Consider the following 23,672-nt stretch of genomic DNA (forward strand, 5'->3'; position numbering starts at 1 on the left):
GAAGGCCGTCAACGACTGAGCGACCTGCCGTTTCCTTTGCAGATGCGTTTTGGTCGGGGTTTCGACCAATTGCCGCGATGGGAACAGGCAATGATCCTTGCCACGCTCGAACGGATCGGGGCTCTGATTTCAGAAGACAGCGGTTCGGGCCAGGATACGGCGTAGCGCCTAACACCCCGAACATTCGCGACCTAAAGGTCGTTTCCCAAGCTCACGTGCCCAATAGGCAATTCCCCCCTCGGCTCGACCTTCGGCAACAGATGGTGCACAGAGCCGTTGCAGTCTTGCCCGCATGGCCGGTACGAACGGCCCCCCTCAGCTCTTACCCGATGGCCGGGAGTAACGACTTGACCGATCTGACTATTCCCGACGAACTGCGCACCTTCTTCGAGAACTCTCCGGTCGCCCTGGCCCTGGGCAGTCCGGACGCGGACAATCCACTGATCCTGGTGAACGGCCGCTTTGCGGACCTGACGGGCTATTCGCAGAAAGACCTTGCAGGTCGCAATTGCCGCATCCTGCAGGGGGCGGCAGAAGATCATGAAGCCCGAGCGAGACTGCGCGCTTTCCTGGGCGACGATGCTGCGGCCAATGTGCGCACCCCGATCCTCAACTTTCGCAAGGACGGAACGCCTTTCGTGAACCTGCTTTACATGTCGAGGCTGCGCACCCTTTCCGGGAGGACGCGCTACATTTTCGCGTCGCAGTTCGATGTCAGCCGCGCCCAGCCCGATCGGCTCAGGGCATATGACAGCGACCTTGGCCTGACGCTGACCCGCCTCAGCCCGGTGGCCGCCGAGAGCGGCATCATCGTCGAGGGCACCTTGACCACGATCGCGAATTCGGCCGCGACGATCGCCCAGGCGAGGCTGACCCTCGCCGATCTAGACGACGGCGCGATCCTTTGAGCGGCGACGAACGTGCATCTGGCGTCCCGATCGTCGGGATCGGCGCATCGGCGGGCGGGCTGGAGGCCCTGCGCGAGATGCTCTCGGTGGCCCGGCTGCCTACGGAAATGGCATTTGTGGTCGTCCAGCATCTCGACCCCAACTACGAGAGCATGCTGGCGCAGTTGCTGGACCGGGCTAGCCCGCTCGACGTGCTCCAGTGCGAGGGCGGCGAAGAAGTTCTGGCAGACCGCGTCTACATCATACCTCCCGGCCGCGGTCTCGCACTGCAGGACGGCAAGCTCCAGCTTACCGATTTCGCCCAGCCGCGCGGACTTCGCCGCCCGATCGACGATTTCTTCATCTCGCTCGCCGCCGAAAAGCAGACCGATGCCGCCTGCGTGATCCTCTCCGGCACGGGGGCCGACGGATCGACGGGATTGCGTGCCATCAAGGAACATGGCGGGGTCTGCGTCGTCCAGACACCGGAAACCGCGCGGTATGACGGGATGCCCGTATCCGCGGTCGGAACCGGCCTCGTGGACTACGTCAAGCAGCCGTCGGAGATCCTCGATTGCCTGAGCGCGTTCTTCGCCCGGCGCCGAGGCGAGCCCCACAAACGCGAAGCCGAACTTGTCGCCGATCATGTCGATGACCTGTGCGCCACCTTGCGCAAGGCCGTTGGCCACGATTTCTCGGGCTACAAGCGCTCGACGTTGGTGCGGCGCGTCGAGCGGCGCATGCACGTGCTGAACATCGATTCGGCCAGCGGCTATCTGCAGCGCGTGCAATCGGATTCAGGCGAATGCGAGGCGCTGTTCCGCGACCTGCTGATCAATGTCACGCGGTTCTTCCGCGATCCCGAGATGTTCGACGCGCTGCGCGAGAAGGTGATCGAGCCGCTGCTGCGCGACCGTTCCAGCGACGACGACATCAGGGTCTGGATCCCGGGCTGTTCCAGCGGGGAGGAGGCGTACAGCATCGCCATGCTCTTCGCCGAGACGGCACGGCGCATGAATTTCGCCAACCCGGTGCAGATCTTCGCCTCCGACATCGACGAGCAGATGCTGCAGATCGCGCGGGAAGGAATTTATCCCGCCTCCGCGCTGGCCGATATCCCTTCGCCCATGCGCGAGCGGTGGACGACGCCGCATGGGGAGAAATTCGCAATCTCGAACCAGATTCGCGACCTTATCCGGTTTTCCAACCACTCGGTTGTAAAGGATCCCCCGTTCTCGCGGATCGACCTTGTTTCCTGCCGCAACCTTCTGATCTACTTCGACGATCGCCTGCAGCAATCGGTGATGCCGATCCTGCATTACGCGATCCGGGAGGGCGGGTACCTGTTCCTCGGCCCCTCGGAAAGCATCGGCCGTTTCGACCATCTGTTCCCGGCTCTGGATCATCACGCCCGCATCTTCGAGCGCGCCCCCGGCACCCCCCGGTACCCGATCGACCTGCCGGGCGGAGAGCATGGCCTTCAGCGTCGCCGCGAGGACAACAGCGATCGGGACGTCCGGCGCAAGCCGTCCGATGCCGGCATAGCCGTCCAGCGCCTGGTCGATCGCTATGCGCCGCCCGCCATGGTGCTCAATCAGGACGGCGCGGTACTTGCCGCCTATGGCAAGCTGAGCCGCTATTTCGATTTCCCGGTAACCCGCACGGGCGGCTCCAGCGCGATCTCGCTGGCCAAGCCGGGCCTGCGCGACGTGCTCGGCCCACTCGTGCGCCAGGCCCGCGATGCCCGCAAGAAGGTGGTGGCGCGCGAAGTGGAGGTGCGTTCGGATTACGGCATCCAGCCGGTCGAGGCGATCTGCGAGCCGTTGCCCGACAATTCGCTGTTGCTGATCCTGCGCGATCGCGGCCCCTTCCAGCCGTTCGACGGGCCGGACTTTACCGAGATCGAAAGCGGCGACGATCACATGGAGGCGCTGGAAGAGGAACTGCGCCTCACGCGTCACAAACTGCGCACCGCGGTCGAGGAGTTGGAGACCGCGAACGAGGAGTTGAAAAGCTCCAACGAAGAAATGATGTCGATGAATGAGGAACTGCAGTCCACCAACGAGGAGCTGTCGACGGTCAACGACGAGCTGAAAAGCAAGGTGGACCAGCTTACCGTCGCGAACGCCGACTTGCGCAACTTCTTCGAGTCCACCGAACTGGCGGTGATCGTGCTCGACGGGCAGCTTCGCATCCGCAGTTTTACCGAAGCGGCGACTGCCATTTTCCCGTTGCAGCAGACCGATCGGGGACGCCTGCTGGCCGACGTCGCAACGCGCCTGGACGACAGCACCTACCTTGACGACGCGCGGCGCGTGGCGGGCAGCGGCGAGCCTCTCCACCGCCGGGTTCGCACCCGCGACGGCGGCCGAACCCTGTCGCTGCGCGTTCTGCCCTATCGGACCCAGCACGGGACGATCGACGGCGCCACGCTGGTATTGAGCGACATCACCGTCGCCCTGCTGATGGAAAATGATCTGGCCGCCGAGCGCGAGAGGCTCGATCTGGCCGTGAAGACCGGCGGAATCGGGGTCTGGGAGTATCGTCCGGATGAAGACGACGTGATCCTCGACACCACGAGCCGCAGCCAGCTTTCGTTGCCCGCAAAGGGGTCAGTGAGTCTCGGCGATGTGCTGGCGAAGGTTCATCCCGAGGATCGCGCCTTGCTCGAAGATGGCATCGCTCATGCCCTTTACAGCGATCAGGACATGGAAATCGTTTTTCGCGTGTGCGAAGCGGAGGATGCCGCCACCTGCCGTCAGCTCAAGGCCTACGGCCGGCTCATCGGCTCGCGCCCGCGCCGCCTGGTGGGGGCAACGATCGACCTGACGGCGGAATACGCCGTAGCCGAGACGCGCGGCCTCATGTTGCGCGAAATGAACCACAGGGTGAAGAACCTGTTCGCAGTGGTCAGCGGCATGATAGCAGTTGCCGGTCGGTCTCACGACGACGTTCGCAGCTATGGCGCGGATCTGCGCGAACGCATTGCGGCGCTGGGCCGGGCGCACTCCCTGGCGTCGCCTTCAGGCGAAGAGCAGCAGACATTCTCGCTTCGGACCCTCATCGAGACGACGACCGCCGCCTATGCTGGGCAATCCGGGATTCTGATCGAAGGTCCGCAGATCGACATCGATCGCAACAGCCTTTCTCCTCTTGCCCTTATCCTGCACGAATGGACAACCAATGCCGCAAAGTATGGTGTCCTGGGACCGCGCGCGGGAACCCTCCGCGTGCGCTGGGCGTTGAGCGCCGACGGGATTGACTTGCTCTGGGACGAAGACGGTGATGACACGATTGATGCGGGCGAGGGATCGGGCTTCGGGACATTGCTCGTCACCACTTCTGTCCGTCAGCTTGGTGCCCGGATTTCCCGCGAACTGCGTGATGGCCACTTTGCCCTTCGACTGTGGCTGCCTGGCGGTGTGATGGTTCGATGACCGATACCGTACTGATCGTCGAGGACGAGTTGTTCGTCGTGCTCGATCTCGAAGACCTGATCGCCGAAGAGGGTTTCGCTGTCTCCGCACATTGCGGCACGGTTGCCGCCACCATGATTGCGATCGAGCGTCAGCGACCGGTCTGCGCGATCCTCGACGTCCGCCTCCCTGACGGAGAAGTCTTCCCGGCGGCGGATCGCATGCGGGAGATGAACGTCCCGCTCATTTTCCATTCCGGCCACGCTAACGAGAATGCCCTGCGCACTCGCTATCCGGATGCGCAGATTTGCCCAAAGCCCAGTTCTCCTTCTCATCTGCGCGCGGCATTAAAGAAGGCCACCGGCAGAACAGTCTGATCCGGACAGTCGCCTCTCGGGCATTCCTTCTCGTGCGCAGACTCTACATCAAAATGAGGGTTCTCTCAGCGGGTAGGTCAAAAGCAACGATCTTGGCGCCCGCCATCTGTCCAAGCTGGCCGAACTGGCAGTGGGTTGAGATTGCTGAGACGGGCCCGATCGTCCATGAGCTTGATCGACTGGCGCAGCGACGGCCAGCAGGCCCAGAGCATCAGAATGGTGTCGCCGCGCCCGAACTGCGCGACCTGCCGTTGCGTAAGGTCTTCCCACATCATGGTATCGTACTGCGCCTGCGGAAACTTGCCTTCACTAGCGGCCGATCACGTCTGTAATCGCGTCGCCGGCTCAGCGATGAGCACGTCGTAGCTGAGCGGAGTTACACCAGCGAAGGGCCATTCGACGTCGCTCATCGTACGCTTGCCTCGTTCCATGGGTCTGAGCTGAATGCACGAGCCTCGGCTCGGAACCGTTTGGCTTGTTCGGAATTCTGAGGTCCGGAAATGGAAGATAAGCCATTTAAATCATAGTGTTATAACGCGATAGAAACGGCCAAATGAACATCGATCACCCGTCCCGCTTTGCTCGATCGAGCCAGATCAGCGCCTCTTCCAACGAGGCTGTCGATCCCGTCGCCTCCGCATTGCCGGCCGACTGGGCACGTCGCGTTATGCGAGCCTATCGAGCGTCCATGGCTGACGTTCACCGTCAGGTTGCACCACTGCGCAACTGACGGATGGGGACGACGCGAGGAGCGGCTGCCCCTCCCTGCTTCTCCGGCATGACGCCGTTACGCTTCGGATAGGCTTTTCGGGTGCGCGCAGCGCGCTGCCGGTTACATGGCGGGCTCCTTTTTTAGCCCGGAACCGTACGGAATGCTCGTGCGTATTCTGATAAATCGCAGCGTGAACAGGTAGATAATTGCAGGTGCGACTTTGGCTATCTCGACTAACCCTGCCGCCATGCCCGGAACTATCGAATCGCGATTGACTCGGTTGGAGCGTGCGGCCCTCCGCTTTGAAGGAGCCCACTTCGCTCAGCACGACTTGATTGCCCGAGGACTTGCCCGTTTGCCAGAAGCCGATTTCCGAGCCGTGATGGACGATCTTGCTACCCATGCGAACGAAATGGAAGCAGACTTCGGCCCCGACCGAATAGCGGGATACAGGGAGGAATTGTCCTCAATTGAGGACGAGGTGGCGCACCTCCGCCCGACAAGTCGCCTTAGACAGATGTTCAAGCGGGGATGAACGCGGTCTACATTCGTCGTTGCTCGTGACGATCGGCGTTGCGCCTACGCCGCGATGAGGCGTAATGATGGCACCACGCTCAGGTATTGGCCCAGCGAAATAATCATAAGAGAGTCGCAAATGGGCACCATTGAGTTTGCCCATGCTGATCGCGAGTGGAGCGGCGCGTGCCAGAGCGTCCGGTTCCATGGGCTGCATGGAATGGATAGGATCGAGTTCCGGGTGACGGCACTCGCATTGCAATCGGTTTGCGGCATAGACGCCCCGCCATCCGAAGAAATCGCGGAGGTTGTCTTCGACGAATACGCGGCCGCCATTTTCATCGCGGCTGGACGCGTTTTCGAACGCGACGCTCATCGGTCCAGTTATGAATTGAAAGATGACGATCTCGCCGACTTCATCCGATTCGGATGAGGCCAAAATGCTGCTCTCGATGATGATAGTCGTCATGCTGCTTCTCCGAACAGGTCCATCCGCTCCGGCTCAATGTGGTCGGGCAACAAAGCGTCCCGCTGGATGCCATCGCTGCTGCAGGACCGGGATGGGTCTGGCTGCGCGCGCGGGCGCGATCCTGCCCATGGCGGCCCCATCCGGAATGGCGATGAACAGCGCTCCGCGACTTGTGCTCTGCCCTGCCGGGGCGGCGACGTCAGCCGGTTGGTCGCCCGCGGCTTGGGCAGATCCACCAGTTCCAGGCCAAGCCCCTTGAAGAATGGATCGCCAAACCACCAAGGCTGGAGAACTGCACGTTGCGGCGGCGTGTCAGGCGGATCGCATGCTTGTGCATGATGGGGTTCCTGGGGCGAGCACCGTTCGCCGGGGGCAGCGTGAAGCTGATGACGATGGCGATGGCGATGGAACTGCGGATCCGCTCGCTGATCTGAAATACTCGCGGCAATCCGCTGGGCCGCGGAGCGTCACGCAGCCCAATCCGATTAATGGCGGGTGTGCCGCCGGTAGATTCGCCAATCCGCGCCGACCACTGGCTCGCAAGAGAAAGCGTACTTGCCATCTTCGAAGACATCGACCTCGCCCAGGGCCTTGTCCTCAATGATGCCAAAAGTAACCTCGGGGTCCGGCGTCTCGAATTCAACAAGAGTGCGCGCGGGATCGATCGGGAGGATCGTATAGAAGGTCATGAGAATGCTCCGTCGCGGAAGGCGGGAGCACGATTAATCGATGTCTCTCAGCCATCAGCATGCCGACTCGGTGCCGATGATGGCTGCATCATATCACGGTTCCAAGATACACGCGGGTAATTCGTGATCTCAACTCGGCACCATGGGGTGACCGCCGGGCGGGCGCGGCGGCATCCTCCAACCGTCGGGCTCGTACCCCACTGTCAGGCTCGGCTTTCGAAATCTTCAGGGGCGGCAGGCGCTAAGCAGTTCATCGCAGTCGGGCTAGTTCCTTTTCCCCAAACAAAGATAGATGGAGAATCGATCAATGGGCGATAGGTTTCACTTTCTATAAGCGGTGGAGCCGCTTTACTCGGCCAAGGCACGTAGCCTTCGATGCACTTGATCATCCGCAACTCATCGCCGGTTTCCCAAATTACGCTCATCCCGTGACAAGGCCCCTCATGGAGTTGGACGGTTTTGCGAAACACGATCATCTCCTCTGATTGCGTTTTGAAAAAGATTTCAACACGTTGTGGTCGCCGTCGTTCCCGTGCTGCGATTACCGGAATTCAGAGAGGGCAGCGTCGTCCATCGCTTCCCATATGATCCCCGCATCTTCTGATGCCGTCTGATGCAACTGAAGGCCCATTCGTCTTCGACCACCCGAACAGCAATGGGGTCGTCTCCGCCCTGGCTTCCCAGCCGCCACTGCCAAGACAGCGCCGGGCCGGTATGGTGATGGGCTTCGTTACCCGCATGCCCGCGGTCAAGGCCCGGCTGAAGTGCAAGGCCTGAGGTAGGGGTGACGTACAAGCTCCCCGGCGCAGCGTGACCGGCATGGGTGGTGGCCCCCTCACCCTTCCTTCGGTTTAAGGTTTGAACCGCCTTGCCCTCGACATCGTAGAGGATGCGCGGCGCCGCGGGGAGCACGCCCCAATCAAGCCGCGGCCGGAGGTCCGCCTGGCACTCGCGGTTCTGATGATGGCACGGGCTGCAACAGGCTTCGAGGTCACCCGCTTCTGGGCGGCATGACCCAGCTGCCTTACGATGCCTGCACCGGGCGGGGTTTCAGGAAGATGAACCTGAACTATCCGGTGCAAGCATGAAAGGAGAACGCCGAGAAGCGCGGGTGACCGCTATTGTCATGATGCGGTGCAGCGAAATCGTGTACGCCGCACATGCGACCCGAAGGGCTTTACAGCCCTTGCAACCAACTGGCCCGACACTCGCAAGAGGTCCGGGCCTCATTGCGGTTCACGATAACACCCATATTGCAAAGGATACCGCCCAAAGCCCGGCATTGATGCCGACGATCCAAAACAACCCGTTCACTTTTTTGAGTGTTTGCGGGGGCGCATAATAGGTGATTTCAAAAGCGTGAGGCATAACCGACTCCTCGCGTCTCAATTGAGCGAGGATGGCATTCCGGCGCGTCAATCCAAGAGGGAGATAGGTTCGCACCTGTTCGTTCTTACAGCCGATCCGGCAGCATTGCCCCGCATTGACAAGGTCGGAGGCGTCGCCATCATCGATGCATGCGCAATCTTTACCGCATGCGGACCTAGGACGCCGAGGTCGCGATGTTCTTCGGCACGGGCAAAACCCCCGGCGCGAACCATGCCGAAAAGATCTGGCCGCGCCACGCCGTCAGCAAGGCGGCGGATAAGCCGCTCAAGCCCTCGCCGGTCAACAACGCCCGCGACGACAAGCTGCGAAGCTACCTGATCTTGGAGAGGCAGCTTTCGCGAGTGACGCTGCCTGATCCCGATGACGCATTGGTGCGAACCCGCAGGCAAGGACCGACGCAGCACCCGCACATGGCACTCGCTACCCGGAGAGGAAATCTCCGCCATCGCCGGGGTCTGGCGACCGACCGAAGAGTGGGGCGACGCCTATTCCATGGTCATAGTGCCGGGCTGTGAGCAGATTTCCGACATCCACAACCGAATGCCAACCATCCTGCGGCGCGTGGAATGGTCGGTGTGGACCGATGGAACGCCGGATGAAGCCTTCGCGCTTCTGCGCACGTGGGAGGGGCCGCTGGTCGTAGATCGAACCGAAGAGCTGTGGTTTCAGAAGCGCCCGTTCGCCGCAACGCTCATCTAGGAATCCTCGTTCTCGCCCATCCAGATGTCGAGGACACGCTGCAACGCTCCAAGCACCGCGGCGGGGCTGTCGAGTGGAAGCGCCACGTACGAACCTTCCAGAGCCCGCTCGATGTCGTCGCCCGTGACGGGGCCGCCCACCATTCCGGTAAGCACTGTAGCCAGCGTCGCGACTTGCTCAATCGGAAGGGAAACACCAGCAGCAGCTACAGCCGCGCTGGCATCTTCATCGGTGGCTTGGCGGAGGTGTTCGATCGAGTCCATGCGATCTCCGTCGTGTAGGCCTTCCACGCAACGGCGGCCGGGACCGTTTTGTTTCTTCGCGGGGGCGAAGGGCGCGAATCGACGATACGTGAACGCAGACTGCTGGGCAATGTCAGTCAGTCGGGGATTTCTCGTTGCCAGCGGCACCGCGAAGCCAGTCCGGAACCGTCGGGCGTGCTTCGGCCTGTGCCAAGATGCGAGAACAGGCGAACGCCCGATCTGCCTCGTCGCCGTGTTCCGCAAGATCGAGCAAGGCCGGGGTGTCAGCGTCGGAAACGTGAAGGTCGTTCGACAGTAGCCAATCGGCCAATGCGTCGCGCTGATTGTCAGAAATCTGCACCATCATACTCCTCGTCGCCATCATCTCCACCCGAACGCCAATCTCGCCTGTTCGATCCCGGCGCCTGTCACACCCCTCCTTCTGCGTCGGCCGGGTTGAGGGTGTAGCCTTGGGAGTTCGGGCAATAGTAATACCAAATCCCGTTGAGGCTGACTCATTGGGATTCCCAAGACCAGATTTTTTGAGTCACTATTGCGAGCAGACGGCGGCTTGCGATGGCGGCGTCGTTGGTTGTGCGGAGCGATCATTCATGGTCAGACTTGCGAGCTTTTGCCTGGCGCAGCGATGATGCGCAGCAGATGCGGCGGCGTTTGGCTTTGGCCTCGATCCTGGATTGCGGTACGGGGAGTGATGCGGCGAAGATTGACGGTGTGACGCTCCAGGTCGTGCGTGACTGGGCAATCCGCGCTTCAACGCCGAGGGCCCTGAGGGGCTCAAATCGCGCAAAGTCCTCGGCAAGCGTTCAACCTTGGACAATGAGCAGCGCCGGGCTCTGGCCGCGCAGGTGGGGGCAGGCCCGATCCCCTCCGCGCATGGCGTGGTTCGCTGGCGGCTGGTCGATCTGGCGCAATGGGTGTGAGACGAGTTTGGCCTGTCGATTTAATACTTCCGTGATATCATCCGTCGTGACCATGATGACACCGAGCTGCAGGTCATCGCGGACGGTAATTTGCCTCGCCCGTTGTCCGGGGCGCTTTTGAGGCGCGAATACCGGCAAGGAGTATCACCACCGTGATGCTTACGCGGTTACGGTAATCGTCGCTTTATGAGTCGCCGATCATCGCTGCTCGGTCAATTTGATACCGGTGCTTGCTACCTCAGACGGACCGGCGGAGTAGCTGTCCTTCTCGCGCAAAGGCGGGCGTGCTTTGAAAGGGACCTGATCTTTTGCGCCAAACGAGATTGACGTGGCCGTTCGCCTTGCCTCTGGTCGGCATGGCTGCGGGATGTGCGACTCCGAGCCATAGGCAATTCACGCCAATCGCGCTTGGTGCACGCTATGTTGCCATGGGCAGTTCCTTCGCCGCCGGCCCGGGTGTTACCGTTTCTGCGGATCAACCGACCAATCGATGCGCGCGATCGAACGATAATTTTGCCCATATCATCGCACGCCGCCTCGACCTGCAACTCACGGACGTGAGTTGCAGCGGCGCTACGACGGCACACCTCCTTGGTTCTTGGAATGAGTTGCCCCCACAAGTGCAGGCGCTAACGCCAGACACGAAGCTTGTGACTGTAACCATTGGCGGGAACGATGTCGGTTATTTTGGGATGCTCTGGTCTGCCTCTTGCGTGACGGCAGCGCGGTCCGTCACCGCCTTCAAATGCCCCATCCCCTCGCCATCCTTCGACCCGTGGCGCAGCCTCGACGCCGGCATGCGAGGGATAGCTGCAGAGGTTCATCGACGTTCGCCCGCGGCACGCCTTGTATTCGTTGATTACCTTTCTGTCCTGCCGGACCGGGGGCAATGCACGGCAGCGCCGATGAACGGGACGCAAGCCGATGCAATCAGGGCAACGGCTGCTCAGCTTGCCTCACTTACAGCGCGAGTAGCGGCCGAGACGAGCAGCGAAATCGTCAAGGCCTCCGTGCTCTCACAAAGCCATGCTGTGTGTAGCGCTGATCCTTGGATTACCGGATTTTCGGCTGCTCGCACCAAGGACTTTGTCCCTTATCACCCCAATGCTCGAGGGATGCTGGCAATAGCTGATGCGCTTGAAGCACATCTTGCGAAAGTGCGAAAATGATGCCCCCCGGGGGACGGAAATTGACCCCGTGAGCGCGACTTGAGCATATACGCAGTCAGGTCAATCCGAACTGCCAAGCTCGGATCGACGTGCCCAGAGAAATCAGCGGCCAGCGTTTATTCTAGTTTCCATTGATCAGGCCGATTCGCGTAAGGCTCGTGGCCGAACGGCTTGGGCAGTCGGCAACCGACGCCGCCACAGCGTGGTTGGCAATGTACGCTGGCTTGGCCCCCTACCTTTACCAGCTTGAAGCGTCGATCTTGACCTTACCGTCCAGTACCGCGATCGGATCTGCAGCGATCTGTGGATAGTAAATCTTCAACATCGCATGCCAATCATCGGGCAGATCGGCAAAACGGCTGACCTTGCCGCCGTTGGCGAACAGCGCCAGCGATCCGGGACGATCACCCATATTCAGCCATGCCGGCCAACTGCGGACATCGTTCGATTGAACACGCGCGTTGACCGTGGTCGTGGTCGGATCGAGCACGAGTTCGCTAGGGCCTGCGATCGTGCTGACTTCGTTGAGGAACGAAACCGAGCCGTCCGGCGCGGTTACACGCGCGTGCGAACGATCGCGGATGGCGAGTTCAGTGCGTCCGAGCGGGAAAAAACTAACTGGCACGTGCTCATGTTCGTACCTAGGCTGGCCTGGCAACTCGGGAATGACGAACTCATTGTCGGCGGATACTTTCAGATGGGTCGGGATCGGACCGCGTCCGCCGACTGGCACCGTCTCTCCCGTGATGGGGTTGCGCAAGGTCTTCAGTCGCTCGCCGGTTTGCGCGTCGACCCGAAAACTGATTTCCAGATCGATGAGGTTGAAGCTGCCGTCCGCATTTTGTGTCACGCGTTGGATCGCCCCAAGGTTGAGGGCATACATGGGAACGAGGTCGCCGCTGATCGACGCCATGTATGGCCCCTTGATCCACGAGAAAAGCAGTCCGTCATCCGTACGATACCGCAGCTTGCGATAAATAAGTCGGGCATCCGCGGGGTTTGCGGGATCAAGCTGCCGCGTCGCAGCTTGAGCGGATGGCAAGGGCATCGCAGCAGCGGATGCCGCGATGCCCAACCCCAGCTTCAAGGCATCGCGCCGGTGCGGCCGAGTAAGATCGAACATGTTTGACATAACGCCCCCGCTTCATGGAAACGGCTACTGTTGCCCAAAGCGGGGCACACACCACAGCTTATGCATGCTTGACCGCCGTTCGGGTAATCGCACAGTGAGCAGCGTTGCGGGAAGCCTACAACTCAATGCAAGGAACGAGCCCCGCGTTCTTGCCGACGAGCGTTTAATCGCTTTTGCCGCGGCTGGCCTATCCGGGGCGCGGGAAAGTTCGAGGAAACCGTTGGCTAGCCACCCTCATAAATGCGATTCCAGGCAATCCATGGGGAGCCATCGTTCCCTCGCGTGATGATTAGGGACGGGCTGGCGATGCTGCATGACTATCCTTCGCTGGTCCGCCTGACAGGCTTCAGGTGCTCCGCCAGAATACTCGCGCTTTCTGCGCTCGCTTCCTTGACGGCTCTCACGGTGGACATAGCGGGCGCTAATCCGGTGGCTTCATCCACGGGCGACGATCTGACTCGGCCCATTGCCCAGGACCTTGCGCAGCGCTGGCTCGAGCCTGTGGGACCGGTCCGGGTCCATGGTTCCACCTGGCTGGTCGGTTTCACGCACTTGAATGTGGTGATGATCGTGACCGAAGAAGGACTGATCCTGATCGATGCCGGCCTTCCGCAAGCCGCCCCCTTGGTCGAAGCAAGTCTCGCGTCCGCTGGCTTCAGCATCAGGGACGTAAGATACATTCTCAGCAGCGAACCGCATTACGATCATGCGGGAGGAATTGCAGCATTGGCCAGGGACAGCGGCGCGAAAGTGCTGGCCAGCGCTGCCGGCGCGCGGGTTTTACGCGCCGGGCGCAGCGGCCCCGAAGACCCGCAGCGCTCGTCCCTGTTCGCCTACCCCCCGGTCCGCCGGGTGACTGCCGTACGTGATGGACAGCGGATTCGGCTTGGAAGCGTCGTAGTTACCGCACACGCCACTCCGGGGCACACGCCCGGCAGCATGAGTTGGTCGTGGAGGTCATGTTCCGGATCAGCGCATGGCGATGTCCGGCCTGCCTGTGCGGACATTGTCTTTGCCGCCAGCCTCAACTCGCTGACCGACGACGTTTATCGATACACCGACCGTCCCGACGTCGCTCGCGAGTTTCGCCAGACCTTCAAGTTGGTTCGTTCACTTTCCTGCGACATCCTAATCACAGGTCACCCAGAACATTCCGGCGGAGAAGAGAAGCTGGCAAGACTTCGCCTTGCGCCAGATGGCTATCGTACCCCAAAGGCGTGTGAAGTTCTCGCGGACCGATACGAGGCGGCATTCGACGCTCGCCTTCGCCAGGAGAAGCAATAGCCGTCGCCGGTTGAGGCCAACCTGCTCGACAAGCTGTGCCGCTCTCACCCCGTTCCGCAGGAAGCCGGTCGCTGGGCGACAAGATCGAAGGACTTCGATCTGGAATGCACGCGTTCATGAATGTTCTTCGTTTAACTCATCACGTGGCTGTCGCGGCGACCCTGCTTGCGGCAACTGCCCCTGGCCTCGTTGGCATGGCCTGTGCCACCGGCGCGCCAGGCAATTTGATGGTGCCTGAGGCCGCCACACTTTCCGGCACCGTCGCTGGCGCCGCGCAGGGCGATGTCGAGGTGTTCCGAGGAATCCCTTATGCCGCGCCGCCGACAGGCAATCTGCGCTGGCGGGCACCGCAGCCCGTTCCGGCGTGGAAGGGCATCCGTGCCGCAAGCACCTTCGGCGCGGACTGCATGCAGGATACGCAGAACAATCCGATGCCGCCAGGACACGCTGTCAGTGCGTCGGAAGACTGCCTCTATCTCAACGTCTGGCGCCCCGCAGGAACGACCTTGGGAGAGCATCTTCCGGTCATGGTATGGATTCATGGCGGCGCGTTCATCATGGGGTCGGGTGCGATGTCGACCTACGATGGCGGCGCGCTCGCCCGGCAGGGCGCGATGATCGTAACGATCAATTACCGGCTGGGCCGGTTCGGGAACTTCACGACACCGGCGCTGCGTGACCAGCAGGGGCGCATCGGCGAGGCGACGGCCAATTTCTGGCTCATGGACCAGATCGCCGCATTGCGCTGGGTCAGGGACAATGCCAGCGCATTTGGAGGCGATCCAGACCGGGTAACCGTCATGGGAGAATCGGCGGGGGCCGTCTCCGTCGCCGCGTTGCTTGCCGTGAAGCAGGCGCGGGGCCTGTTCCAACAGGCCATCATGGAATCCGGGTCACCCCGCAAGACGCTCCTGCCTCTTGCTCAAGCGGCGGAAGCGGGCCGATCCTGGGCGATGTCCAAGGGTGTCGCGAGCGATGACCCAGCCGCTTTGCGCAGCCTTTCGGCAGCGTCCGTGCTCGACGCTCCGGTTACGGCGGTGAGCGAACCGGTCGAGGACGGCGAAATGTTGGCACAAGCCCCGTTCGGCACTTTTGCAAACCAACAGGCAGCTGCAGTGCCTTTGCTGGTCGGCGCGAATGATTGGGAAGAAAGCCTGCTACGCTGGCTGCCGGACGGGTTGCCGGCGCTGCGTCAACGTCTCGGCTCCCATGCCGCCGAAGGTCTGAGACGCTACGACGCGCCGCACATCGGCGAAAAGGCGGCCCTGACGCGGATGTGGGGGGATGCCGCCATGGTCGAGCCGGCGCGGCAGACCGCCCGCATGTCCGCCAGTGCCGGAAATCCGGTGTGGCTTTATCATTTTTCCTACGTGCCGGAAGCCTTGCGCGCCAGTCGCCCTGGCGCCGGTCATGGCGATGAGATCGAGTTCGTCTTCGCCAGCCCATCGGCCAGGTCGCGCGCGGGCTGGAGCCAGAAGGACCAGGCGATGGCGGCGGCGATCTCGGCGCGGTGGGTCGCCTTTGCACGAACGGGAACCCCGCAAATTCCAGGCCTAGCCCAGTGGCCGCAGGTACTGCCGGACGACGACGTCCTCCTGGAGTTCACCAATTCCGGCCAGCACGTCGTGAGGAATTTCGGCAAGCAGCAGCTCGACTTCCTACAGGCAAACGCCAGCTCAGGTTCGATCTATAACTCCAAATAGAGTGTTTCGACGGCACCAATGCCTGGATCGAAACCGTGTTGAGCCGCAAGTCATAGAACCATGCTCGGCTTACCCGGATCGGAGATGATTGAAGTGCACCGATGCGCCTGAACGTTACCGGGATCGGAGGCCCGCTCATGCGGGCGTGAATAAGCGCGCGGCACGATTGCGGCAGGCCCGCGCGCTTCCTAGATCGTGACCATGCAACAGACCATCATTCAGGCCGCGGCGCTGATCGTGCCGCTCGTGATCGCGATTGTGTTCCACGAGGTCGCACACGGGATGGTGGCGCGCTTGCTGGGGGATCCCACCGCCTACGAGCAGCGCCGCCTGAGTCTCAATCCGCTACGCCATGTCGACCCGGTGGGGACGGTCGCGCTTCCGGGCATGCTGGCGCTCGCCGGCGCGCCGGTGTTCGGCTGGGCGAAGCCGGTGCCGGTCGACTACCGCAGGCTGAAGAACCCCCGGCTAGGCATGATGGCGGTGGCGGCGGCGGGACCGCTCACCAATCTCGTGCTGGCAGGCATCGGCGCGGTCCTGCTCGGCCTGGTTGCCAGAAACGCGACCGTCGGTCCGGTCCTGGGCTTCGCGGCGCTCAACCTGCAGAACTTCATGTTCATCAACATCTTTCTGGCGCTGTTCAACTTGCTGCCGATCCCGCCGTTCGACGGTTCGCATATCGTCGAGGGCTTGCTGCCGCGAACGGCGGCACGCGCCTACGCCCGGCTGCGACCCTGGGGTTTTCCGCTGCTCATCGTGCTGCTGCTGGTCGTGCCGTACCTGTGGCCGGAGCTCGGCCTCGTACAGCGGGTGGTCCAGCCCCCGTTCGACTGGGCGGCGGAGCGCTACCAAGCCCTCGCGCGCTTCGTGGCGCTTGCGTGAGCCGGCCCCGATCGGCTCGGCCAGTACCCCGGCAATCGACGGCCGCTCAGGGGGACGAGAGGCGCGTTGAGCGAAACCGATCCGACTTCAAACGAACACGGTAACCGCAATCACTGGTTTTCGCCGACATGATCGCTCAGGACCCGATCGATCATCGCATGAAAGAACGCCAGCAGATCAGCGGCGGTCATCTGGGGCACCGGAAAGTAGCCCTCCACTACCGCCTGCTCAACGTCGTCCTCGGTCGCTCTGCGTAAGGCATCGACCACGTCCATCGCAATTCCCCTGCTACCCACGCCGGACTAATCGGCGACACCGCCGTAACATGGAATGCTCGTGCCTGACGCCGCACTCGTGTACATAACCGCCGTACCGTGAGGGACTTTTCCTGATAGCCCCAGCAGTCGACTGGCCCGGCCTGCCCCCGCAGTGCCGGGCCTTTTCGCGAGCGGCGGTCATTGAAAGCCTTTGGTCGCCGGGCGCCTCGGGCATGCCGTCGCCGCCGATGGACCAGGCCCGGCTCCGGCCGCTCAGGGTTTCCACGCCCCGCCGCGTTCAGCGACAGACGCGGACCTTGCGATGATGACGCCATTCCGTCCAGCAACGGTGATGATGCCCGCGATACCGGCGATCGTTCCAATGACGAGGGCGCTCGTAGCGGTGATGATCACGATAGTGGCGACGATGGTCGCGGTAGTCGCGGCGATCCTCGTACCTGTGGCGATCGCCGCGCGGATGCGCGTCCGCCGTGACCGTCATGCCAAGGCTGCTCGCCACCATCGCAAGTGCCAGAGATAATTTCAGAATTTTCATCAGGGCCTCCTTATGGAAGGTCCTGAAAAGCCGTGCCCGCATGAATTGCCGATTTACGCCTCGGCGAACCGCCGCTGGTGCGCGGCCCTCCGAGCGCGCGACACCCCGCGGCGATCAGGTCACCTCACGGCGTACAAGAAATGGTAGGGATCATCCGCCACCCCGGGTGGGCACTTGGTTTCCGATCCGGCCATGTTCAGCACGATACCCACAAGCTCCGCCAGATCCCCTTCGTCCGCCGGCCAGCCGGCAAACGAAGCGACCTCGCGAGCCGCGGCGATTTCATCCTCAGTCGGGGTACGGAACGCTTGCGCGGCCATCTGTCGCTCCTGAATCGGACGACCAGCGTAATAAAAAGATGGCGCCAAGACCAGTTACAGGTTCGCAAAGGGCGCACTCGTTTTACCTCCGCCTCGACAGGAGCAAAGGCGACTATCCGATCGTCGGTTGGCTTCTACGCGCGGTGCGCGGCAAGAGACCGGGGATCACCGCGACCCGCAAAGCCCTCACATGGTGACTCTCAGGATTTGAGCTTGAGAACCCGCTGGTCGGAGCCGTCGATCCGTCCGGCGTAGCGAACGAGATCGGCCAGCGAACTGGCGCCCATCTTGCGCATGACGTGCCCGCGCCGCACCTTGATCGTCACCTCGCTGAGCGAAAGCTCCGAGGCGATCTGCTTGTTGAGCAGACCGGCGACCACGAGGTCCATCACCGCTCGTTCGCCCGCGTTCAGCGATGCATGGCGCTCCAGCAGCACGGACTGGACTTCGGCGCCCTCGCGCATCTGACGGTCCAGTAGCAAGGCTTGCTGGATCGCGTCCAACAGGTCCTGGTCGCGAAAGGGCTTGGTCAGGAATTCGACCGCACCGGCCTTCATAGCCCGCACCGACATGGGAATATCGCCGTGAGCGGTGATGAAAATCGTCGGCATGATGATGCCGTGCGAAGCCATTTCATCCTGGAAATCCAGACCGCTCAGGCCGGGCATGCGCACGTCGAGAACCAGGCAGGAAATGCGGTTCGGCCGTTCGAAGGCCACGAAGTGTCTGGCTGACGGAAAACTCATCGAGTCGAGCCCGACCGAGGCCAGGAGATCGGCAAGACCGGCGCGCACCGAAGGGTCGTCATCGACGATATAGACGATCGTATCGGGATCGTCGCCGGGATGGGTGGTGCTCATACCGGCACCACCATACGCCCGGGCAGGCTGAAATGGAAACTGGCCCCGCCTTTCGGCCCGGCCTCTGCCCAGATCCGCCCGCCATGGGATTCGACGATCGAGCGGCTGATGGCAAGGCCCATGCCGATCCCGCCATTCTTGGTGCTGTAGAAAGGATCAAAGATCTGCTCGGCGCGCTGCGGATCGAGCCCCTGCCCGGTATCGCCAACGGTAAACCGGACCACTTCATCGGTTTGACCGGTGACCGCAATCATAAGGGTACGAGCTCCGACCGCACAGCCTGCCATCGCTTCCACCGCGTTGAGAATGAGATTGATCAGGACTTGCTGGATCTGCACCGCATCGCCGAACACCTGCGCCGTATCGGTGCCTGCCTCGCTGGTGCGAACGATCCCATTACGGTCCAGTTCGCGGCGGCAAAGCGCGAGCACCTCGCTCACGAGTGTGCGGGTATCGCACCACTCCACCTTGGCCGCTGCGGGCTTCGAGAGATTGCGAACGCGATCGACGATGCCGCTCGCCCGGTTGGCATCGGCGATCATGCGCTCCAGGGCTTGCCGCGCCTTGTCGATATTGGGAGGGTCGCCAGCCAGCCAGTTCCGGCAGGCGCCCGCGCTCGAGACGATGCCGGTCAACGGCTGATTGACCTCGTGAGCGATCGAGGTGGCCATCTCACCCAACGTATTCACGCGCGACAAACGTGTGAGCTGGATCCGCGCCTGGTGTTCGGCACCCAGCGCCGAGGAGCGTTGCAAGCCCAGGTAAGCCGTCGCCGCTATCGCGCACATGCTGAGGATGCAATTGACGGTTCCCGCTTCGTACATCCCTTCCCTGGTCAGGATGAAACTCGCCAGCGTCAGACCGGCACACAAGGCCGTGATAACAAGGACGCCAAACGTCCTGAGGAATCCGGCGGCAATGAGGATCGGGGCGACGTAGAAAACGGCTACCGCGATCTCGAAATTGGTCAGCGTGTCTGCGGTGAATATCAAGCCGGCCAGGAATACCAGCAGGACGGAACGCGCGACCGGCCCGCCGATCCGGCCGCCTATCAGTGATGGTCGCTGGTCAGTCGGCGATCGGATCACGGCCGGTTCCATTTTATTATTAATCGGTACGAGCGTGACGATAACTGGCGGTCGGCATTAACAACTCAGGGCCATCGCGACCGGACGAAACCACGAGCAGTCCCCCGCTCAAGCGTCGCCCCCGCACAGAACGACGGACGGTGCTCGCCCCGCGAGTGATGATGCTTCGCTTTATCGCATTTGCGATGAACGCTCGCAATCCCTTCCTGCAATATACCTTAGTATATCGACAGAACACCATGCCCTTATGGAAACATCTTCCGAATGATTATATCATGGTAGATCAATAAATTGACGGTTATTAAGTTTTTCTCACCCACAACAACAGAGTTACTGAGTGGTTGATCTCTCAATTTCCCCATATTTTTATAATATTCTTCAGAAAAATGAAGAATTTTTATCATATAAATTATCGCATACAAAGCATTGAATGGATTGGGTCGATGGTTGGCAGATAAAGGCGCGCATCATGAAAATAGCGCGCACCTGCGAACCGGCAGGAGAGACGGATGCCTAACTATTATTTCCACGTGACCGATGGCCAGAATTATCCGGATTTGCGGGGGATGCCTCTGGCCGATCTGCATGCGGCGAAGAAGGAGGCCGTCCAATTTACCGGCGACATGCTCATTCAGGCGCCCGACGATTTCTGTTCAGGTAAGCAATGGTCGGTGAAAGTCGTCGATGAAGAGAAAAATCTGGTATTCGAGGTCGTCGTCAATGCCAGCAATTACACGACGGAAATGCCGGTAGCCCATTAGCGACTGCGAGGCGAGCTTAGGTACCGGTGATCTGACGGGCCGGCAGCGTGAAGATGAACTTGGACCCGCCCGATAGTTCCGAGTTCGCCCAGATACGGCCTCCGTGGGATTCGATGATCGATCGGCTGATCGCGAGGCCGAGGCCGATGCCATCTTCTTTGCTGCTGTAGAAAGGGTCGAAGATCTCATCCAGCCGGTGCTCATCGATGCCCGGTCCCGTGTCTGCGACGCTGATCTGCGCGCTCTGTTCCTGCATAACGATACCGATCGTCACGCCCTGTGCCGCCGAGCGCCTGGCCCCTGCCATCGCCTCCAGCGCATTGAGGATCAGGTTGATCAGAACCTGCTGAATTTGAACGGCATCGGCAAAGACGAAGGTGGGTCCGTTGATCACTTGTGTGACGACGCGAGTTCCATGCCGATCCAATTCTCGACGGCACAACATGACGACGTCCGCGACCAGCGCCTCGGCATCGACCCACTCTGCCTTGGGAGCCGCGCGCTTGGACATCTTGCGCACGCGATCGACGATCCCGCAAGCACGCCCCGCATCGGCGAGTATGCGCGCGACTGCCTGCTCTGCCTTGATGACGTTGGGCGGCTCGCTACCAAGCCAGTTGCGACAGGCGCTCGCACTGGCGACGATGCCGGTAAGCGGCTGCTTGACCTCATGAGCAATCGATGTGGCCAACTCACCCAGCGTGCTGACCCGCGAGAGACGCACCAACTGCGACCTGGACGTCTGCTCGGCCTGCAAGGCCGAAGACCTCTGCAGTGCCAGGTAAGTCGTGGCCGCGATGGCGCATATGCTGAGCATGCAATTGACAAGGCCAGCCTCGTAAGCGCCTCGATCATTCAGGATCACACTGCAAAGGGTCAAGGCGCAGCATACTACCGAGCAGGTCAGCACACCGCGCACGGAAAGAAAGGCCGACGCTATGAGCACCGTCGTGACATAGAAGACCGCGACCGCGATCTCGTAGTCCGTGAGCGTATCTGCGATGAAGATCGTGCCGATTGCAGCGCAGAGCAATGCCAAGCGAGCGGGCCGCGACGTACGGCCGGAGGTTGGCGCCAAAGCAATGCGAGGTGACCTTGGAATCATTCGCTATCAGTCCTTTCGCACCAGGCGCATGCATCATCCAAGCAACGCTCAGCACCGCGAATCGATGCCCTGCGAATATCCTTTCGTATATGCCGGGAACACCATGCCTTTCTGGTAAATCCGGGCACATCCGGTAAGTGGCTATCGACACGCCTTGATGGCCGCCTTGACCGCGGTGAAGGTTTTCAGGGCCTCGGCACGGTACTGAAGACGAATAGAGCGCTCAGCGCCCAATCATGCAGGGTCTCGGTTCATTCCAGGCCCGTGACAGCATTCATGCAAAAGATCCGAGAGATCAGATGAATTACGATTATCGTGCCTTTGCCTGGGGTGCCAAAGCGGCGCAGGATGGCCTCGTGATTGCCGACAACCCTTATTTGTCCTTGCCGCTCCGCGCGGCATGGGATTCGGGTTTCCGGTTTGAGAGGCATCAAAGCGACCGCGTCGATCGGTGCAGGGCTAAACAGGCGTCATCGAAATAGGAAGCCAAGGCAGGCCAAACGCTTTCGGCCCGAAACAATGCCGAAATCCGACGAGCCAGGTACCAGCCCAGCAGTCTTCAGCACGACCACAATTTTGATCATCGAGCAGCCCCTCGCTACCCAGTTTTTTGTACGTCGCCGTTTGCGCAGCCTGTGGCCGGTTGGGTATGCTTCAGCTTAGCCAGTAGCGAAGCGAGTGCCGCTGAAAGATCGATCTGGCGGAAGGGCTTTTCCAGCCGAGGCAGCTGCGCATCGATCCCAATTGCATCTGAATATCCCGAAACAATCAGAACTGGCATTCCAGGTCGCTCACGGGCCACCGCGTTTGCCAATTCAACGCCGGTCATTTCGGGCATGAGATGGTCCGTAATCACGACGTCAACGCGTCCGATCCGTGCAAGCTCTGCAAGCGCTTGCGGCCCCGACGAGGCTTCGATGACTTGAAAGCCGAGTTCGACGAGCATATTGAGGTGGTCTCGCTTTCTCGGACAGTTTGGCGGCTAAGTTAAGCTAATACCGTTTGTCGTTCATGCCGCCATTTTGGTTATCAGATGACGGGAAAATGCCCTCCCATCATCTGATTGCGCGATCCGCCCATAGGCCTCTGCCGGGGTTTGTCCGGCCAGACCCGCGTGCGGCCTCTTGATTGTAATAGGTAATCCACCGGGGAACACTGGTGCTAAGCTCTGATCCGGTTTCGAAGGTGTACGGTCATCGGCACGAAGGTCTCGCGAAGTGCATCCATCTCCCGCGAATACTTGTCGCGGCCGAAGGTGCCTTCGCCTCTCACCGGGACGACATAGTCGAGATGATGGACGACATGCAGCGTCTTGGGAGCCGCGAAAAACAAAGGGCAGCCCGTCGGCTCCCCCTGTCCTGTATCATCCCAGCGTCTTGGCAATCAAACGTTCCAGCCGCTGCGCGAAGGCTCGCGGATCGGCGGGAGCTTCTCCCTCGGCGATACGCGCCTCATCAAGCAACAGGAATGCGATGTCCCGCCGCTGATCCTCGGTCGCCGTCGACTGGTCCAGTCTGGCGATGAGCCCATGGCGCGCATTCACTTCCAGCACAGGCCTTTCGCGTTCGGGCGCACGGCCGGCGGCGGCCAGCATCTTCTCAAGCTGAAGATCCATGGCGTTGTCCGGCGCCACGATGCACACGGCGCTGGTGGTCAAACGGTCGGAGATACGGACGTCGGAGACCTGATCCGCGAGCACCTCCTTGGCAAAGGCGATGAACCCGCTGACATCCTCTGCCGGGTTCGATGTGTCTGCGCTCCCCGCTGCCAAAGGGATCAGGCTGAGGTCGCTGGCGCCCTGCGTCACCGACTTGAAGGGTTTGCCTTCATAATCGACGCCCATCGGCGTCCAGAAATTGTCGACCTGATCGGGCAGCAGCAAGACCTCGATGCCCCGTGCCTTGAACCCTTCGAGCTGTGGAGACGTCGCGATCCGATCGAGGTCATCGCCGGTAGCATAGAAGATCGCAGTCTGATTTTCCTTCAGCCCCGCTACATAATCCTTGAGCGAGCGCCACTCGCCGTTCGATGCCGTCGTCTTGAAGCGAGCAAGCCCAAGCAACTGCGCGCGCCGCTCGTAGTCCTCGTAAAGCCCCTCCTTGAGCACAGCCCCGAAGTTGTTCCAGATTCCTGCGTAGCGATCGGCGTCATTCTCCGAGAGCTTGTCGAGTTCCGAGAGGATGCGATTGCTCACGCCTTTCTGGATGGCCGACAGCAC

General features: G+C 61.3%; 21 protein-coding genes and 1 pseudogene. 9 read left to right on the forward strand and 13 right to left on the reverse strand.

Going from position 1 to position 23,672, the window contains the following annotated elements; translation table 11 throughout:
• Positions 1-347 precede the first annotated feature (347 nt).
• From ACYPYD_RS00160 to ACYPYD_RS00170, 3 genes are all read left to right on the forward strand, one after another.
• Complete coding sequence (locus ACYPYD_RS00160) at positions 348-908, forward strand: PAS domain-containing protein (RefSeq protein WP_285022487.1); 561 nt, start codon at positions 348-350, stop codon at positions 906-908.
• Between the two features lie 77 nt (positions 909-985).
• On the forward strand, positions 986-4,324 hold the full coding sequence (locus tag ACYPYD_RS00165; protein WP_459661617.1) for a CheR family methyltransferase: 3,339 nt from the start codon (positions 986-988) through the stop codon (positions 4,322-4,324).
• The gene (locus ACYPYD_RS00170; protein WP_285022493.1) at positions 4,321-4,680 is read left to right on the forward strand and encodes a response regulator; all 360 of its coding nucleotides are present in this window, start codon (positions 4,321-4,323) and stop codon (positions 4,678-4,680) included. Before ACYPYD_RS00165 ends, ACYPYD_RS00170 begins: the two co-directional genes overlap by 4 nt.
• A gap of 1,178 nt (positions 4,681-5,858) precedes the next feature.
• Here the strand turns inward: ACYPYD_RS00170 and ACYPYD_RS00175 are convergent.
• Together ACYPYD_RS00175 and ACYPYD_RS00180 are read right to left on the reverse strand one after the other, a co-directional pair.
• Entirely contained in the window at positions 5,859-6,377 is a 519-nt protein-coding gene (locus ACYPYD_RS00175) for a hypothetical protein (RefSeq protein WP_459661619.1), read from the reverse strand.
• A 485-nt stretch (positions 6,378-6,862) separates the two neighbouring features.
• Positions 6,863-7,066: a hypothetical protein gene (locus ACYPYD_RS00180; RefSeq protein ID WP_459661621.1), complete on the reverse strand. Its 204-nt coding sequence runs from the start codon at positions 7,064-7,066 to the stop codon at positions 6,863-6,865.
• Positions 7,067-8,815: 1,749 nt separating this feature from the next.
• On the opposite strand from ACYPYD_RS00180, the gene ACYPYD_RS00185 reads away from it, so the two are divergent.
• Positions 8,816-9,154 (forward strand): SOS response-associated peptidase family protein, encoded by a 339-nt coding sequence (locus tag ACYPYD_RS00185; RefSeq protein WP_459661623.1) that lies wholly within the window; start codon positions 8,816-8,818, stop codon positions 9,152-9,154.
• Here ACYPYD_RS00185 and ACYPYD_RS00190 read toward each other — a convergent pair.
• A complete protein-coding gene (locus tag ACYPYD_RS00190; RefSeq protein ID WP_459661625.1) occupies positions 9,151-9,417 on the reverse strand; it encodes a hypothetical protein in 267 nt (88 codons plus the stop codon). The two genes, ACYPYD_RS00185 and ACYPYD_RS00190, sit on opposite strands and share 4 nt — an antisense overlap.
• Before the next feature lie 112 nt (positions 9,418-9,529).
• The gene (locus tag ACYPYD_RS00195; RefSeq protein ID WP_459661626.1) at positions 9,530-9,763 is read right to left on the reverse strand and encodes a hypothetical protein; all 234 of its coding nucleotides are present in this window, start codon (positions 9,761-9,763) and stop codon (positions 9,530-9,532) included.
• Between the two features lie 1,002 nt (positions 9,764-10,765).
• Between ACYPYD_RS00195 and ACYPYD_RS00200 the strand changes: the two genes are divergently transcribed.
• Positions 10,766-11,506 carry an SGNH/GDSL hydrolase family protein gene (locus tag ACYPYD_RS00200; protein WP_459661628.1) on the forward strand — a complete coding sequence of 247 codons (741 nt, stop codon included), beginning with the start codon at positions 10,766-10,768 and terminating at the stop codon, positions 11,504-11,506.
• A 238-nt stretch (positions 11,507-11,744) separates the two neighbouring features.
• Here the strand turns inward: ACYPYD_RS00200 and ACYPYD_RS00205 are convergent, their stop codons facing one another.
• Positions 11,745-12,629 (reverse strand): DUF1838 family protein, encoded by an 885-nt coding sequence (locus tag ACYPYD_RS00205; RefSeq protein ID WP_459661630.1) that lies wholly within the window; start codon positions 12,627-12,629, stop codon positions 11,745-11,747.
• Positions 12,630-12,944: 315 nt separating this feature from the next.
• Between ACYPYD_RS00205 and bla the strand changes: the two genes are divergently transcribed.
• From bla to ACYPYD_RS00220, 3 genes are all read left to right on the forward strand, one after another.
• Complete coding sequence (bla, locus tag ACYPYD_RS00210; RefSeq protein WP_459661632.1) at positions 12,945-13,922, forward strand: subclass B3 metallo-beta-lactamase; 978 nt, start codon at positions 12,945-12,947, stop codon at positions 13,920-13,922.
• Between the two features lie 104 nt (positions 13,923-14,026).
• Positions 14,027-15,625: a carboxylesterase/lipase family protein gene (locus ACYPYD_RS00215; protein WP_459661634.1), complete on the forward strand. Its 1,599-nt coding sequence runs from the start codon at positions 14,027-14,029 to the stop codon at positions 15,623-15,625.
• Between the two features lie 201 nt (positions 15,626-15,826).
• Positions 15,827-16,507, forward strand: coding sequence for a site-2 protease family protein (locus ACYPYD_RS00220; RefSeq protein WP_459661636.1), 681 nt, complete (start codon positions 15,827-15,829; stop codon positions 16,505-16,507).
• A gap of 110 nt (positions 16,508-16,617) precedes the next feature.
• On the opposite strand, the gene ACYPYD_RS00225 is transcribed toward ACYPYD_RS00220, so the two are convergent.
• The 5 genes from ACYPYD_RS00225 to ACYPYD_RS00245 form a co-directional block, all read right to left on the reverse strand.
• The gene (locus tag ACYPYD_RS00225; protein ID WP_285022416.1) at positions 16,618-16,782 is read right to left on the reverse strand and encodes a hypothetical protein; all 165 of its coding nucleotides are present in this window, start codon (positions 16,780-16,782) and stop codon (positions 16,618-16,620) included.
• Between the two features lie 280 nt (positions 16,783-17,062).
• Positions 17,063-17,320, reverse strand: coding sequence for a hypothetical protein (locus ACYPYD_RS00230; RefSeq protein WP_285022415.1), 258 nt, complete (start codon positions 17,318-17,320; stop codon positions 17,063-17,065).
• Positions 17,321-17,439: 119 nt separating this feature from the next.
• Positions 17,440-17,640 (reverse strand): hypothetical protein, encoded by a 201-nt coding sequence (locus tag ACYPYD_RS00235; protein ID WP_285022414.1) that lies wholly within the window; start codon positions 17,638-17,640, stop codon positions 17,440-17,442.
• Between the two features lie 200 nt (positions 17,641-17,840).
• Positions 17,841-18,500, reverse strand: a complete 660-nt coding sequence (locus ACYPYD_RS00240; protein ID WP_459661638.1) for a response regulator transcription factor — start codon at positions 18,498-18,500, stop codon at positions 17,841-17,843.
• Positions 18,497-19,600, reverse strand: coding sequence for a sensor histidine kinase (locus tag ACYPYD_RS00245; protein WP_459661640.1), 1,104 nt, complete (start codon positions 19,598-19,600; stop codon positions 18,497-18,499). The genes ACYPYD_RS00240 and ACYPYD_RS00245 overlap by 4 nt, the downstream gene beginning before the upstream one ends.
• A gap of 497 nt (positions 19,601-20,097) precedes the next feature.
• Between ACYPYD_RS00245 and ACYPYD_RS00250 the strand changes: the two genes are divergently transcribed.
• Complete coding sequence (locus ACYPYD_RS00250) at positions 20,098-20,349, forward strand: DUF6894 family protein (protein ID WP_285022409.1); 252 nt, start codon at positions 20,098-20,100, stop codon at positions 20,347-20,349.
• A gap of 16 nt (positions 20,350-20,365) precedes the next feature.
• On the opposite strand, the gene ACYPYD_RS00255 is transcribed toward ACYPYD_RS00250, so the two are convergent.
• The 3 genes and pseudogenes from ACYPYD_RS00255 to ACYPYD_RS00265 form a co-directional block, all read right to left on the reverse strand.
• Positions 20,366-21,388 (reverse strand): sensor histidine kinase, encoded by a 1,023-nt coding sequence (locus tag ACYPYD_RS00255; protein ID WP_459661642.1) that lies wholly within the window; start codon positions 21,386-21,388, stop codon positions 20,366-20,368.
• Between the two features lie 664 nt (positions 21,389-22,052).
• Positions 22,053-22,400 (reverse strand): response regulator, encoded by a 348-nt coding sequence (locus ACYPYD_RS00260; RefSeq protein ID WP_459661643.1) that lies wholly within the window; start codon positions 22,398-22,400, stop codon positions 22,053-22,055.
• Positions 22,401-22,817: 417 nt separating this feature from the next.
• Positions 22,818-23,672, reverse strand: a pseudogene (locus ACYPYD_RS00265) (molecular chaperone HtpG); the annotation flags it as partial.

The sequence above is a fragment of the Novosphingobium sp. 11B genome, assembly GCF_054589055.1.